Source organism: Streptomyces typhae, assembly GCF_009755605.1.
Taxonomy (GTDB): Bacteria; Actinomycetota; Actinomycetes; order Streptomycetales; family Streptomycetaceae; genus Streptomyces; species Streptomyces typhae.
Window position 1 is genome coordinate 121,461 of record NZ_WPNZ01000027.1, and the last position, 15,438, is coordinate 136,898.

General features: G+C 73.7%; 8 protein-coding genes. 6 read left to right on the forward strand and 2 right to left on the reverse strand.

What is annotated here, in order from left to right; translation table 11 throughout:
• Window positions 1–355 precede the first annotated feature (355 nt).
• Together GPA10_RS35260 and GPA10_RS35265 are read left to right on the forward strand one after the other, a co-directional pair.
• Complete coding sequence (locus GPA10_RS35260) at window positions 356–2,038, forward strand: M4 family metallopeptidase (RefSeq protein ID WP_246260336.1); 1,683 nt, start codon at window positions 356–358, stop codon at window positions 2,036–2,038.
• A gap of 260 nt (window positions 2,039–2,298) precedes the next feature.
• Window positions 2,299–3,948: a M4 family metallopeptidase gene (locus GPA10_RS35265; RefSeq protein WP_343041670.1), complete on the forward strand. Its 1,650-nt coding sequence runs from the start codon at window positions 2,299–2,301 to the stop codon at window positions 3,946–3,948.
• Window positions 3,949–4,065: 117 nt separating this feature from the next.
• On the opposite strand, the gene glgP is transcribed toward GPA10_RS35265, so the two are convergent.
• Window positions 4,066–6,717 carry an alpha-glucan family phosphorylase gene (gene glgP, locus GPA10_RS35270; protein WP_343041671.1) on the reverse strand — a complete coding sequence of 884 codons (2,652 nt, stop codon included), beginning with the start codon at window positions 6,715–6,717 and terminating at the stop codon, window positions 4,066–4,068.
• A gap of 218 nt (window positions 6,718–6,935) precedes the next feature.
• Here glgP and GPA10_RS35275 point away from each other — a divergent pair, with 218 nt between their 5' ends.
• Together GPA10_RS35275 and GPA10_RS35280 are read left to right on the forward strand one after the other, a co-directional pair.
• Window positions 6,936–9,548 (forward strand): protein kinase domain-containing protein, encoded by a 2,613-nt coding sequence (locus GPA10_RS35275; RefSeq protein ID WP_157168986.1) that lies wholly within the window; start codon window positions 6,936–6,938, stop codon window positions 9,546–9,548.
• Between the two features lie 38 nt (window positions 9,549–9,586).
• Window positions 9,587–12,064, forward strand: a complete 2,478-nt coding sequence (locus GPA10_RS35280) for a protein kinase domain-containing protein (RefSeq protein WP_157168987.1) — start codon at window positions 9,587–9,589, stop codon at window positions 12,062–12,064.
• A gap of 24 nt (window positions 12,065–12,088) precedes the next feature.
• On the opposite strand, the gene GPA10_RS35285 is transcribed toward GPA10_RS35280, so the two are convergent.
• On the reverse strand, window positions 12,089–12,646 hold the full coding sequence (locus GPA10_RS35285) for a hemerythrin domain-containing protein (RefSeq protein WP_157168988.1): 558 nt from the start codon (window positions 12,644–12,646) through the stop codon (window positions 12,089–12,091).
• Between the two features lie 415 nt (window positions 12,647–13,061).
• On the opposite strand from GPA10_RS35285, the gene GPA10_RS35290 reads away from it, so the two are divergent.
• Window positions 13,062–14,303 carry a S8 family peptidase gene (locus tag GPA10_RS35290; RefSeq protein ID WP_157168989.1) on the forward strand — a complete coding sequence of 414 codons (1,242 nt, stop codon included), beginning with the start codon at window positions 13,062–13,064 and terminating at the stop codon, window positions 14,301–14,303.
• Window positions 14,304–14,576: 273 nt separating this feature from the next.
• Window positions 14,577–15,438, forward strand: an 862-nt coding sequence (locus GPA10_RS35295) for a maltotransferase domain-containing protein (protein WP_157168990.1), incomplete at its 3' end; no start/stop codon positions are given.

The window sequence follows — 15,438 nt, forward strand, 5'->3', positions numbered from 1 at the left end:
AAAGGAGCCGCTCGCTCCGGTACGGCCGTCCGGGTCGGGTTCCACGGCGTGCCGCACCGGCACGCCGTGGTCGCGGTCCGGGACGCCCCTCGGGTCAGACCCCGCATACCGGACACAAGAATGCGGGCACCGAACGTAATCCAGCCAATGTGGGTTCACTCACCTGACATGTCCCTGACTCGAATGGCACTCTTCCCCTCACCAGTCGCACGCGCGCTCACCCGTGAGCGACCGGCGCACCCCGGGTGCGCCGTTCTGTACAGCACCACGTACGCCCTGCTCCGCCCCGGACGGTCACCGCCGTCCGGACGCCCCCAGGCCGTCCGATCGGACGGTCGCGCAGAAGGAGTTCGTGTTGAGCACATCCCCCACCCCCCGCAGAAGTTCCGCACGTCGGCGGGCCACCGCCATCGGCACGTTCACGGCCGTCGCGGCCCTGCTCGGCATGGCCGTGCAGGCGGGCACCGCGTCCGCCGACGGACAGACCTCCGGCAGCAAGGTCGACACCGGCGCCCTGCCCGCGAAGCTCTCGCCCTCGCAGCGCGCGGAGCTGATACGCGACGCGGACGCGAGCAAGGCCGCCACCGCCGCCACGCTCGGCCTCGGCGCCAAGGAGAAGCTCGTCGTCCGCGACGTGATCAAGGACCGTGACGGCACCACCCACACCCGTTACGAGCGCACCTACGCGGGACTGCCGGTCCTCGGCGGCGACATGGTGGTCGCCACCGCCAAGTCGGGCGAGGTCACCGACGTCAACCGGGCCTCGAAGGCGAGCCTCAAGGGCCTCGGCACCAGCGCCGACGTGAAGCCCGCGGCGGCCGAGAAGCAGGCGCTCGGCGCGGCCAAGGCCGAGAAGTCCACGAAGACCAAGGCGGCCGAGGAGCCGCGCAAGGTCGTCTGGCTCGCCGACCCCAAGGGCGGCGCCCCGGTCCTCGCGTACGAGACCGTCGTCGGCGGTTTCCAGCAGGACGGCACGCCCAACGAGCTGCACGTCGTGACCGACGCGGCCACCGGCAAGAAGCTCGGCCAGTGGCAGGGCGTCCACGAGGGCACCGGCAACACGCAGTACAGCGGCCAGGTCCCGCTCACCACGCAGCAGTCGGGCTCGCAGTACACGCTGACCGACACCGCGCGCGGCAACCACAAGACGACCAACCTCAACCGCGGCACGTCCGGCAACGGCACGCTGTTCTCCGGGCCCGACGACACCTGGGGCAACGGGCAGGCCTCCAACGCCGAGACCGCGGGCGCGGACGCCCACTACGGCGCGGCGCTGACCTGGGACTACTACAAGAGCGTGCACGGCCGCAACGGCATCAGGAACGACGGCCGCGGCGCCACCTCGCGCGTGCACTACGGCAACAACTACGTCAACGCCTTCTGGCAGGACTCCTGCTTCTGCATGACGTACGGCGACGGCACCGGCAACAGCAAGCCGCTGACGTCCATCGACGTGGCCGCCCACGAGATGACCCACGGCGTCACCTCCGCGACCGGCAACATGCAGTACAGCCGTGAGCCCGGCGGCCTGAACGAGGCGACCAGCGACATCTTCGCCGCCGCCGTCGAGTTCAACGCCAAGAACGCCTCGGACGTCGGCGACTACAACGTCGGCGAGAAGATCGACATCCGGGGCAACGGCACGCCGCTGCGCTACATGGACAAGCCCTCCAAGGACGGCTCGTCCCTCGACAACTGGTCCAGCAGGGCCGGCAGCGTCGACGTGCACTACTCGTCGGGCATCGCCAACCACTTCTTCTACCTGCTGTCCGAGGGCAGCGGCAAGAAGGTCGTGAACGGCGTCTCCTACGACTCGCCCACGTACGACAACAAGCCCGTGACCGGCATCGGCATCGACAAGGCCGCCAAGATCTGGTTCCGCGCGCTGACCACGAAGTTCAACACGACCACCAACTACGCGGCGGCACGCACCGGCACCCTCGCCGCCACGAGCGAGCTGTACGGCGGCACGAGCAGTGCCGAGTACAAGGCGGTGGCCAACGCCTGGGCGGCGGTCAACGTCGGTTCCCGGCCATAGCGGAGACCCTCTGAGGGGTGCCGCCCCGGGTGACCCGAGCACTCCATGTCCCGGCGGCGGCGCCCCTGTTCCCCCACTGTTCGCATTACGGACCTTGACCTTCGGCCAACGAACTTGTTTTGGCCAACATTCAATCAAGGTCATGACATGTACCTGGCCCAAATGGCACGCTTCCCCCGCACGGCACACGAGTACCGCACAGCACTTCTGGCCCGGGTGGTCCCCCATGCCACCCGGGCTCCCCCATACAAGGAGCTTGCGTGACCCCCCACATATCGAGGAAGCGTTCCACCCTGGCCATCGCGACCGCCGTCGCCGCGGGCGCGCTGCTGACCGCCGGACTGACCACCGGCGCCTCGGCGCGGCAGGACACCAGCAACGCCACCACGGCCGCCGAGGCCCCGGCCGCCGCCCCGATGACGCTCTCCGCGTCCGTCCGCTCCGGCCTCCTGCGGGACGCCGAGGCGAGGACGGCCGCCACCGCCGGGAAGATCGGCCTCGGCGCCAAGGAGAAGCTCGTCGTCAAGGACGTCGTCAAGGACCGTGACGGCACCACGCACACCCGCTACGAGCGCACCTACGACGGGCTGCCCGTCCTCGGCGGCGACCTCGTCGTCCACACCGCGAAGAGCGGCGCGGTCGAGGGGGTCAGCAAGGCCACCAAGGCGTCCGTGCGGGTCGCGTCGACGGACGCGAAGCTCGCGCCGAAGACGGTGGCGAAGGCCGCCGAGTCCACCGCGGCCAGAAGCGGCGAGACCGAGAAGGCCGACGCGAACGCCCCCCGCAAGGTGATCTGGGCGGCCACCGGCAAGCCCGTGCTCGCCTTCGAGACGGTCGTCACCGGTGTGCAGAAGGACGGCACGCCGAGCGAGCTGCACGTCGTCACGGACGCGGCCTCCGGCAAGAAGCTCTTCCAGTACCAGGCCGTCGAGAACGGCAAGGGCCACAGCCAGTACAGCGGCGACGTCACGGTCGGCTCCACCAAGAGCGGCAGCACCTACCAGCTGACCGACGGCGGGCGCGGCAAGCACAAGACGTACGACCTGGCCCACGGCTCCAGCGGCGGCAAGCTGTACACGGACGCCGACGACGTCTGGGGCACCGGCAAGCCGGCCGACACCCAGACCGCGGCCGTCGACGCCGCCTACGGTGCCGGGCTGACCTGGGACTACTACAAGAACGTGCACGGCCGCAGCGGCATCAAGGGCGACGGCAAGGGCGCCACGTCCCGCGTGCACTACGGCAACAACTACGTCAACGCGTTCTGGCAGGACTCCTGCTTCTGCATGACGTACGGCGACGGCGAGGGCAACGCCAAGCCGCTCACGTCCATCGACGTGGCCGCGCACGAGATGACCCACGGCGTCACCTCGGCCACCGGCAACATGGAGTACAGCGGCGAGTCCGGCGGCCTGAACGAGGCCACCAGCGACATCTTCGCCGCCGCCGTCGAGTTCAGGGCGAACAACGCCAAGGACAAGGGCGACTACCTCATCGGCGAGAAGATCGACATCAACGGTGACGGCTCCCCGCTGCGGTACATGGACAAGCCCTCCAAGGACGGCTCGTCCCTGGACTACTGGGACGCGAACGCCGGCAACGTCGACGTGCACTACTCCTCCGGCATCGCCAACCACTTCTTCTACCTGCTGTCCGAGGGCAGCGGAAAGAAGACGGTCAACGGCGTGACGTACGACAGCCCGACCAAGGACGGCTCCAAGGTCGAGGGCATCGGCCGCGACAAGGCCGAGAAGATCTGGTTCAAGGCCCTGTCGACGTACTTCACCTCGACGACGAACTACGCGCAGGCGCGCAAGGACACCGTGAAGGCCGCGGGCGACCTGTACGGCGCGACCTCCAAGGAGGCGAAGGGCGTCGCCGCCGCCTGGAAGGGCGTGAACGTCAAGTGACGGCCCTGCCGGGCCAGTAGAGCCGGGCGGCATCCGGGGTGTCCACGACCCCCCGGATGCCGCCCGTTCCACGTCCGCGCGAATCCACGGGCACCAGCGCCGAAGCCGTGCCCCCGGCTAGCGCATCAGCACCCCCGCGTCCTCACCCGTCGCCTCCGAGGGCACCGCGACGAGGCCCAGTTCGGCGCCGTCGGCGAGCAGCCGGTGGGCGGGCAGGACACGCACGGTGTAGCCGAAGGGGCCGGTGCGGTCCAGGCCGAGCGGCCCCTCGTACACGTAGCGCACCGGCTGCCCGTGCGCCTCGCCGTCCCGCTCGGGTCCCGATGTCGGCTTCAGGGGCACGGGGACGGCGTCCGTGATGTGGTCCTCCGGGTCGACCCGGCCCGCGACGGCCTGCACCTCGACGTCGTCGGGCGTCAGGTCGCCGAGCTGCACGCGCACCCGCAGCGCGAGCGTCGTGCCCAGCTCGGCGGTGGCGCCGGCGGCGGAGGCCTCCACGTGGTCGACGGCGACGCCCGGCCAGGCCGCGCGGACCCGGGACTTCCAGGCGGCGAGCGCGGTGGCGGCGTCGGGCGCGAGCACGCGGTGGGCGCGGGCGGCGGGGACGTAGAGGCGCTCCACGTACTCGCGCACCATGCGTCCGGCGAGCACCCTGGGGCCGAGCCGGGTGAGGGTCCTGCGGACCATCTCGATCCAGCGGTCGGGCAGGCCGCCGGGCCCGTGTTCGTAGAAGCGGGCGGTGACGCGGCGCTCCAGGAGGTCGTAGAGCGCGGCGGCCTCCAGGTCGTCGCGGCGGTGGTCGTCGGTGGCCGCGCCGTCGGCGGTGGGGATGGCCCAGCCGAAGTCGGGTTCGAACCACTCGTCCCACCACCCGTCGAGGACGGAAAGGTTGAGGCACCCGTTGAGCGCGGCCTTCATCCCGGAGGTGCCGCAGGCCTCCAGCGGCCGGAGCGGGTTGTTCAGCCACACGTCGCAGCCCGCGTACAGCTTCTGCGCCATCGCCATGCCGTAGTCGGGCAGGAAGACGATGCGGTGGCGCACGCGCGGGTCGTCGGTGAAGCGGACCAGGTCCTGGATGAGGCGCTTGCCGCCGTCGTCGGCGGGGTGCGCCTTGCCCGCGACGACGATCTGCACGGGCCGCTCGGGGTGGGTGAGGAGATCCATCAGCCGGTCGCGGTCCCGCAGCATCAGCGTCAGTCGCTTGTACGAGGGAACGCGCCGGGCGAATCCGACGGTCAGGACGTCGGGGTCGAGGACCTCGTCGATCCACCCCAGTTCGGCGGTGGCGGCGCCGCGCTGCCGCCAGGACAGGTGCAGCCGCCGCCGGACCTCGTACACGAGCTGGGCGCGCAGTTCGCGGCGGAGCAGCCAGATGTCGCCGTCCTGGATGTCGGCGACGGCGTCCCAGCGGTCGGAGCCGCCCACGGACAGGGCGCGGTCGGTGCGCTCGGCGCCGATCTGGCGGGCGCCGAGGGCGAACACCTCCGGGGCCACCCAGGTGGGGGCGTGCACACCGTTGGTGACGGAGGTGATCGGCACCTCCTCCGGGTCGAACCCCGGCCAAAGACCCTGGAACATCTCCCGGCTGACCTTGCCGTGCAGGGTCGAGACCCCGTTGGCGCAGCGACCGAGCCGCAGCCCCATCACGGCCATGTTGAAGAGGTTGGGCTCCCCGCCGGGGTAGGTCTCCATGCCGAGCCGCAGCACGAACTCCACGTCGAGGTCCGGGAGTTCGGCGTCGGGCCCGAAGTGGTGGGCGACCAGCTCCCGGTCGAAGCGGTCGATGCCCGCCGGCACGGGCGTGTGGGTGGTGAAGACGGTACCGCCGCGCACCGACTCCAGGGCGGCGTCGAAGTCGAGCCCCTCGCGCACCCGCTCGTGGATGCGTTCGAGGCCGAGAAATCCGGCGTGGCCCTCGTTGGTGTGGAAGACCTCGGGTTCGGCGTGCCCGGTGAGACGGCAGTACGTGCGCACGGCCCTGACGCCGCCGATCCCGAGGAGCATCTCCTGGAGCAGCCGGTGCTCGCTGCCGCCGCCGTACAGCCGGTCGGTCACCTCGCGGGCGCCCGGGTCGTTCTCCTCCACGTCCGAGTCGAGGAGCAGCAGCGGTACCCGGCCGACCTGGGCCTGCCAGACGTGGGCGGCGAGGGCCCGGCCGCGGGGCAGGGCGAGCCGCACCTGGGTGGGCGTGCCGTCGGCCTCGCGGAGCAGGGTCAGGGGCAGCTCGTTCGGGTCGAGGACGGGGTAGTGCTCCTGCTGCCAGCCGTCGCGGGTCAGGGACTGCCGGAAGTAGCCGTGCCGGTAGAGCAGCCCCACGCCGACGAGCGGCACGCCGAGGTCGCTCGCCGCCTTCAGATGGTCGCCGGCGAGGATGCCGAGCCCGCCGGAGTACTGCGGCAGGGCGGCGGTGACACCGAACTCGGGTGAGAAGTAGGCGATGGCGCGCGGCAGCTCGGCGTCGGGGGCGTGCTGCCGCTCCTGGTACCAGCGCTCACCGGTGACATAGGCGCGCAGGTCGGCTGCGGCCTCGCCGAGCCGCCGCAGGAAGGTGTCGTCGGCGGCGAGGGCGGCGAGCCGCGCGCTCGGCACGGCACCGAGGAGCCGTACGGGGTCGTGGCCGGAGTCCGCCCACAGGTCCGGGTCGACGTCCCGGAAGAGATCACGGGTTCCGGCGTGCCAGGACCAGCGCAGATTGCGGGCGAGTTCGTTGAGCGGGCCGAGCGGCGCGGGAAGGACGGGACGTACGGTGAATCGACGGATGGCTTTCACGGGGCACCTCTGTCGGAAGGACGTACGTGTCTGAGGGCGTGGGTGGCCTTGGTGGCGTATCGAAGGTAGCGGCGCGGGGCCGCCGCCAACCACGGCGCGCGGGGCGCACACGGCTCCCCTGACGTGAACCTGCCGACCCGGCAGGCCCTGCGCACCGCCGTGCGGATAACGTGACCTAGGGTTACGGGAGTTCATCACGGCACAGGGGGTACCGGCGGATGATCGGCCAGTTGCGGGAGTCGTCACCACGCCGGATCGGCCCGTACGAGACGCTGGCGCGGCTCGGCGCGGGCGGCATGGGCGAGGTGTTCCTCGCGGCGCCCGCGAACGACCGCGGCGCGGGCGGCCCGCGGCCGGAGTCCCTCGTGGCCGTGAAGGCGATCCGCGGGGACCTGACGGGCGACGCCGCGTTCCGGGCCCGGTTCCGGCGCGAGATCACGGTGGCGACCGCCGTCACGAGCCCGTGGGTGGCCCGGGTGGTCGCGGGCGACCCGGACGCGGAACAGCCGTGGCTGGCCACGGAGTACGTGGCGGGCCCGACGCTCGCCGAGGCCGTCCGCGGCGACGGCCCGCTGCCGCCGGACACCGTGGCCGCGCTGGGCGCGGACCTCGCCCGCGCGCTCGCCGCCGTGCACGCGGCGGGCGCCATGCACCGCGATCTGAAGCCCGCGAACGTGCTCCTCGGCGCGGACGGGCCCAAGCTCATCGACTTCGGCGTGGCCCGCGTCAGGAACGCCACGACGATGACGACGACCGGGGTGGTGGTCGGCACGCCCGGCTTCATGTCGCCCGAGCACATCGCGGGCGGCCGGCACGTGGTCGCCGCGTCGGACGTCTTCTGCCTGGCGTCGGTCCTCGCCCACGCGGCGTCGGGCCACGACCCGTTCGGCGACGCCCCCCTCGCGGCGGTCCTGTACCGGGTGTCGCGGGCGGAGCACCGCCTGGACGACGTACCGGAAGAGTTGCGGGAGGTGCTCGCGGAGTGCCTGGTGGCCGCGCCTGAGGAGCGCCCGGCCCCCGAGGACCTGGCCCGGCGCCTCGCGGCACGGGCAGGGCGGCGACGGCCCGCGGCGGACGACGGCGGAGACGGGTTCCCCTGGCCCGCGCGGATCACGGCCACGATCGCCGAGGCGGACAGGGAGGTGGCGCGGCTCTGCGCGAACGGCCTGCCGTTGCTCCCGGTGGCCGCGGTGGCGCCGCCGCCCCGTACACCCACGGCACCGGGGACGCCTCCGCAGGACCTGCACGGCATGCGGACGATGGGTGCCGTCTCGCCCCCGCCGACAGCTCCGGCGGCCGGCCGTGCACCGCGGCGTGGCCGCCTGGTGGCCGCGATCGTTGCGGTGGCGCTCGTCGGCGCGGGCGTGGGGGCGCTGCTCGCGCTGCGCGGAGGCGAGGGGGCCGAGGGGGACGCCGCCGGACCGGCGGCGTCCACGCCGGGCCACCCCGACCGGCGGAAGGACGAACCTGCCGGGACGCCCCCGAAGGGCTCGCTCTCCAAGAAGGAGCTGAAGGCCCTGGCGGGGGTGGACGAGCACGGCGGGGCCGACCGCAGCGGCACGGTGCCGCAGCTCGCGGCGCAGCGCCCGGACGGCTGGAAGCAGTGGCGGGGCAGGTTCGGGCACGCGCCGCTGCACTGCGCGGCCGACGCCGAGGCCGTCGTCTGCCTGCTCACGGACGGTACGTACGAGGCACTCGGAGCCGCCGACGGCAGCCGGCTGTGGACGGCGGACGGCGGGGGCGGCGACACCGGTGGAGAGGCGTACATCAGCCCTTCCGGCGGGCTCTTCATGCCGGGCGACTCCCTGGAGCCGCAGCTGCGCGGCGGTACGGCGGTCATCGCGCACAAGGGCCGCCTCCAGGCGCGTGACTCCCGTACGGGCGCGGTCAGGTGGACGGCGCCCGCGGAGCGCGGACAGTTCATCGGCAAGCCGGTGCTGCACGGCGACCTGGTGGTCGTGGGCGACCAGGTCCCGCTGTTCGACGACGCGGGCGAGCCGGGTGTCTCGGTGACCGCGTACGGGCTGCGGGACGGGGCGCGGCGGTGGTCCACGCCGACGCTGGCGGAGGAACTGGCCAAGGCCGAGGACGGCGCGTACACACCGGGGTTCGTCAGGGACGGGCTGGTGTACGCGACGACGCGGGACGCCGTCGTCGCGCTCGACGCGCGGGACGGCGCGGAGCGGGCGCGCAACGGCGGCCTGCCCGGCGGGGGCTGCCGTTCCCTGATGGCCCGCGGCAAGGAGGTCCTGTGCGTCGGCGCGGTGGGCGGCTCGTCCGACCTGGACGCGCCCACCGACGAGCCGCAGCTGCGCGTCTCGCGCCTGGATCCGCGCACGCTCCAGGAGACCGGTGGCTTCGGCATCGAGGCGACCCAGGAGGAGTCCTCCGGCATGCGCGTCAGCGCGGTGGGCGCGAAGGCGGCCGTCATCCAGTCCCGGGAGACCCAGAAGCTCCTGGTGGCGGACCCGGGCGACGGCGAGGTCCTGCGCGAAACGAGCCAGCGGTACGCTCCCGGGCGCCCTGTCCAGGGCGAGGCGATGCCCCGGCTCGTGTCGTCGGGGCCGCTTCTCGTGGACGACGGGTGGGCTCTGTACGCGGACAACTCGCGGCTCGTGTCCGTGCCGGTGACGGCCGCCGGGGCGGAGCGGGCGGTGCGGGTGCCCGGGGCGCCCGGGGACCGGCAGGAGCCCGCCGGGGACTCCGCCGACGGCGGCACCGTGATCGCGGACTCGCTGCGGGCGCCGGTGGTGCTCGCGCTCGGCGGGGTGGCGCACGTCGTGTACGACGAGGGGACGGTGGCTTCGGTGGCTGTGCCCCCGGGGCCCTGAGCCACGTGAAGGCAAGCACACACCGATCTGGAGGACCGTTGCCGCTCCTGGACCCGTTGCCGGGGCCGCCCCGCCGGGTGGGCCCGTACCAGTTGCTCGCCCCGATAGGGGCAGGCGGCATGGGCGAGGTGTACCTGGCCCGCGGACCGCGCCCGGGTGCCCCGCTCGTGGCCGTGAAGACGGTGCGTCCCGGGCTCGACCTCGACGACGGCTTCCGGGTCAGGTTCCGGCGCGAGATAGCGGCGGCGCGCGCGGTGACCGGCGCGGGCACGGCGGCGCTGATCGACGGTGACGCGGACGCCGACGTGCCGTGGCTGGCGACCGAGTTCGTACCGGGTCCCTCCCTGGCGGAGGCGGTCGGGCGCTGCGGCCCGCTGCCGGTCCCCGCGGCCCGGGCCCTCGGCGCGGGCCTCGCGCGGGCCCTGGCCGCCGTGCACGCGGCCCAGGTGCTGCACCGCGACCTGAAACCGGCGAACGTCCTCCTGACGGCCGACGGCTCCCGGCTCATCGACTTCGGGATCGCCCAGGCCTTCGACGCGACGGCCCTGACGAGCACGGGCCTGATCGTGGGCACGCCCGGATTCCTCGCGCCGGAGCAGGTGGAGGGCGGCCACGCGGTGGTCCCGGCGTCGGACGTGTTCTCGCTCGGCGCCGTCCTGTGCTTCGCGGCGACGGGCCGCGGCCCCTTCGAGGACGAGGAGATGGCGTCGGTCGTCTTCCGCATCGTCCAGGGGGACGCCGACCTGAGGGACGTACCGGAGGAACTGCGCGAGCCCATAGCGGCGTGCCTGCGTCCGGCCCCGGAGGAACGCCCCACGCCCACCGAACTGGCGGGCCTGCTCACGGACCCGGCGGCCACCGGCCGTGGCGCACCGGCGGACGGGGCCCTGCCGGTACCGACGGGCCATGTGGTCCCGTGGCCGACCCCGGTCCTGTCCCTGTTCGCCGAGCACCGCGAGGCTGCCGTCCGCTACGAACGGCCGGTCACCGGGTCCACGTTCGCGGAGGCGGAGACCTCCGTGGGCAAAGGCGCCCCCCGCTTCCCGTCGCCGCCGTCCCCGACAGCGGCGGGCTTCCCTGATCCGCAGGTTGCGGGGACTCCCCCGCTCCCGCCCGCGCTTCCGCCCGCGCTCCCGGCGCCCCGGCGAAGGAACTGGCCCTGGCTGGTCGCGGCGGCGGCGGTGGGAGTGGCGGTGGCGACAGGGGCGGTGTTCTTGCCGGGCGGGGCGGACGACGGGGGCGGACGAAGTGCGTCCGCAGCGCCGAGCGTCCCGGGTACGGGCACCGGCGTCCCGGGCGAGGACACGGTGGCCACAGTGGTCACCCCCTACGGAAACACCACCCACAGCGGTGACTTCGGAGCGGCGGCCACCACCGCGAGCGCGCGCCCGGCCGGCTGGAAGCCGTGGACGAAGCCGCGCGGGGACGGCATGGACGACCTGGGCAGGGGCTGCGTCCTGGTCGGGGGGACGCTGGTGTGCCGGGACGGCAAGGGCGCGGCGACGGCGGTGGACGCGGCGACGGGCGAGCGCGGATGGACGTCGAAGGGGTTCGGCGGGCAGCTCCAGGGCGTCCAGGACAACCCGCCCGGCTCCGACGGCGAGCGCGTGTTCGTACCGTCGGCGCTGGGCACGACGGCGGTGGACGCGGCGACGGGCCGAGTGGTGTGGCGGCGCGGCCTGGCCGTGGACGAGGGGCTCATCGGCCTCACGTACGCGGGCGGGGTCGTGTACACGGTCGAGCTGGCCCTCGACATGTCGCCCACGGACGACGGCGACCCGGCCGTCGTCCGGGCCCGCAGGGCGCGCGACGGCAAGGAGCTGTGGGAGACCCGGCTGCCCAAGCCGCAGCCGGGCGTACCCCTGCTGGTCAGGGACGGCCGGGTGTTCCTGGCGTTCGAGGACGGCGGCGTGGCGGCGCTCGCGACGCGCGACGGATCGGTGGCGCGCCGGGCGGACGCGGAGTGCGACGGGGTGTTCGGGCACGCCGGATCGGTGGTGTGCTGGAGCAGCACGACGGCGGGCGTCCGCGTGCTCGACGCGGGAACGCTGCGGACCACCCGTACGCTGGCGCCCGGCCGCAAGCCGGTGCTCGCCCCCGTCGTCGGGGCCGCGGGGGTGCTCGTGACGGCGACGGAGAACACCGACGAGGACGTCGTCACGTCGCATCGGCTCATCGGCTACGACTGGCGCTCCGGGAAGCAGTTGTGGGACATGCCGGCGCCGGAACAGGTCAGGGCCGTGGCCCTGGCGGGCCGACGAGTGCTCTCGGTGGGGGCGTTCGAGATCCGCGGCATGGCGCTGACCGGCGACCCGGACAGCGTCCGCACCAAGAGCATCCCGACGACGTCCGACGCCGGTGAGAACAACAACGCCGAGAACGACAGCGGCGAGGACGACGGCAGCGGCGGCGACGGCACGGGGGACTTCCCGGAGCTGGCCCCACCGCTGTACACGGGCGGTGCGATGTTCGTGCAGCGCGACGACGGCGGGATCATCTCCGGGTACGCGCCCTGACCCGCCGCCGCCCGCGCGGTCACGTCACCGTTCCCGCGGGCCGGGCGCGCCGGGCGGGTCCTGCGGCCCCGGCGGAGCCGGCGGGAACGGCACCTGTGCGAGGACCGGCACCAGCCACGTCTCCTCGTACTCCAGGTGCGCCGTCAGCTCCCCCGCCATGCGGTCGAACTCCGCGAGGAACAGGGCGGCGTCACCGGTGCCGATGTCGGCGAGGAGGGCGAGCAACCGCTCCTTGGAGCGGGTGAGCGCCCGGTGCTCGTCGACGAGCCGGTCGAGGGTGTCCCGCAGGTGCGGATGGTGGGCGAGGACCCCGGGGAGGATGTGGTCGTCCTCGGCGGTGTGGTGGAACGTGAGGGTGTCGCAGAACTCCAGGCAGCGCTGCCTGATCTGCAGTCCGAGCCCGGGGGCGGGCGGCCGGCCCGGCCCTCGGTGGGCGGCGCGTGCGGCGAAGTGCGCGTCGGCTTCGGCGCGCAGGTGGACGAGTTGGTCGCGCAGCCAGTCGTGGACTTCGAGGAGCTTGTCGGCGAGGGAGTTGATCTCTCGGGGGGCCTGCGGGGCAGGCGTGGGTGCGGGCGTGGGCATGGGGAGACGCTTCTCCAGACGGATGAGTGCGCGACGCACGACAGCACAGCGTGCGGCGGCGTCGCAGGGACGGACGCGAAGACGAACGAGGGAACGGACGCGCAGGCCCGGGACTCAGTCCCGGGAGCGCCGGGACGCTCGGACCGGAACGGCCCGCCGCGCGGACGGACTCACGTCAGCGCCGTGCGACGGCCGTACGACGAGGTGAGGTGAGGTGCAGACACAGAGTCATGTCCCTTGGTGAAGGCGCTCGCCCGGTCACCGGTCCGCCCACTGCTCTTCGACCGGTGCCACGCGGCACCCGCCCATTACAGACACGGCTCCCGCACCCTGTCAACGCGGGAAGCCGGTGCGGCCTTGTCGCACTTCTCCCCGCACGAGACGCTTCGGGGAACCAGCGGAGGGGAGCCGGTTGATGACCGGACGCAGGGCAAGACACGTACGGCTGCGAGGAGTGGTGGCGGCCTTGGGTGTGGCCGCCACCCTCGTGAACGTCCCGGCACCCGCGTACGCGGGGCCCGCGGCACGGGACGACGACCACGGCGCGCGGGCGGACCACGGCACCCGGGCAGGACACGGCACCCGGGCAGGACACGCCCGGCAGGTCTACGTCGTGACCCTGGCGCCGGGCGCGGGCGCCGCGTCCCGCGCGGGCAGGGAGCTGGCCGCGCGGTACGGGGCGAGCGTCGACCGGACGTACGGCGCGGCGCTCAACGGGCTCGCGGTGCGGGCCCGAGCGGACCAGGCGCTCCGTCTGGCCGCGGACCCGGCGGTCGCCTCGGTCGTCCCGGACACCGGGGTCCGCACACGCGCCGGGCAGCAGCGGCCACCGTCCTGGGGCCTGGACCGCATCGATCAGCGCCGGCTGCCGCTCGACAAGTCGTACACCGCTCCGCGAAGAGCGGGCAGGGGCGTCACGGTGTACGTCATCGACACCGGCGTCCGCACCTCGCACAAGGACTTCGGCGGCCGGGCGAGGTCCGGCCGGGACTTCGTCCAGAACGACGGGACGGCGCAGGACGGCAACGGCCACGGCACACAGGTCGCGGCGACGGTGGCGGGCTCCGCGCACGGCGTCGCGAAGCGGGCGAGGATCGTCGCCGTGCGGGTCCTGGACGACCGGGGCACGGGCACCCTCGCGCAGGTGCTCGCGGGCATCGACTGGGTGACCCGGCACGCGCGCAAGCCCGCCGTCGCCAACCTCAGCCTCGGCGGCCCGCCCAACGCCCAACTGGACGCGGCCGTACGGGCCTCCATCGCGTCCGGGGTCACGTACACGGTCGCGGCGGGCAACGAGAACGGGCCCGCTTCGCGGTCGTCGCCCGCGCGGGTGCGGCAGGCCCTGACGGTGGGGGCCACGGACCGCCGGGACGCGCGCGCGGCCTTCTCCAACCGGGGCCGGGCCCTCGACCTGTTCGCGCCGGGCGTGTCGATCAGGTCGGCGTCGCACCGGAGCGACACCGCGTCCGCGGTCTCGTCGGGTACGTCGATGGCGGCACCGCACGTCGCGGGCGCGGCGGCACTGTATCTCTCCGGCCATCCCTCGGCGCGCCCCGCCGAGGTGGCCAAGGCTGTCGTGCGGAGGGCGGTCCAGGGCCGCGTGACCGCCGCCGGATCCGGCTCGCCGAACAAGTTGTTGCAGGTGAACGGCGCTTAGGCGGGGGCGTACGGACGCTGTGTGCCGGCGCGGGGGCGGACCCGCGGGCCCGGCGGTGGCTGGTTGCTGACGTCCCGGGGCGGGGAATTCGCGAGGCCGGTCTTGTGCGGGTCGATACGCACTAGTAGTTAACAAAGCGCCGGATTGCGCATCCGAACAGGGTGGGAAGGCTCCTCCCGTACGCACCCGCGCCCGCTGTCGGCGGTCTCGTGCGTGCCGCGGAACCTCTCCACCGTCCAGCTGCGCCCACTCGTACGCGGAACAGGAGCGGTCATGTCCCAACCCCGCACGTCTCCGGAGGAGTTCGAATCCCCGGGCGAATCCCCACCCCTGACCGGCCCTCCGACGGGCCCTCCGACGGGCTCTCCGTCCGGCTCTCCGTCCGGGCCGCCGCCGACCGGGCCTCTGACCGGCCGGATCCCCGTACTCGACGTGGGCCCCGTCGTGCACGGCGGCCGCAGGCCCGCCAAGGCAGTCGTCGGCGAGACGTTCCAGGTGACGGCGACCCTCTTCCGCGAGGGGCACGACGCGGTGGCGGGGAACGTCGTGCTGCGGGATCCCGCGGGGCGCCCGGGGCCCTGGACGCCGATGCGGGAGTTCGCGCCGGGAACCGACCGGTGGGGGGCGCGGGTCACGCCCGACCGGGAGGGCGAGTGGACCTTCGCCGTGGAGGCGTGGGGCGACCCGGTGGCGACGTGGCGCCACCACGCGGGCATCAAGATACCGGCGGGAATCGACACGGACCTGGTCCTGGAGGAGGGCGCCCGCCTGCACGAACGCGCGGCGGCGGCCCTGGGGACCGCGGAAGCCGAGGCCACCGCAGAAGCCGCCGAACTCTCCGGCGCCGCCGCCGTCCTGCGCGAGGCAGCCGCCGCCCTGCGCGACCGGAGCCGTCAGCCCGCGGCGCGACTCGCCGCCGCCCTCACCCCGGAGGTGGACGCCGTCCTCGACCGGCATCCGCTGCGTGAACTCCTCACCTCCAGCCAGGAGTTCCCGCTGCGCGTGGACCGTACGCGGGCGTTGTTCGGTTCCTGGTACGAGTTCTTCCCCCGCTCGGAGGGCGCGGTGGTGCGGGAGGGGGCGGCGCCGGTGTCGGGAACGTTCCGCACGGCGGCGCGGCGGCTTCCGGCGATCG

What these genes read in the sequence shown, in the direction of transcription:
- GPA10_RS35285 (WP_157168988.1), bottom strand. Translation starts at nt 12,646, where the DNA reads ATGCCCACGCCCGCACCCACGCCTGCCCCGCAGGCCCCCCGAGAGATC.
- GPA10_RS35275 (WP_157168986.1), top strand. Translation starts at nt 6,936, where the DNA reads ATGATCGGCCAGTTGCGGGAGTCGTCACCACGCCGGATCGGCCCGTAC.
- GPA10_RS35290 (WP_157168989.1), top strand. Translation starts at nt 13,062, where the DNA reads ATGACCGGACGCAGGGCAAGACACGTACGGCTGCGAGGAGTGGTGGCG.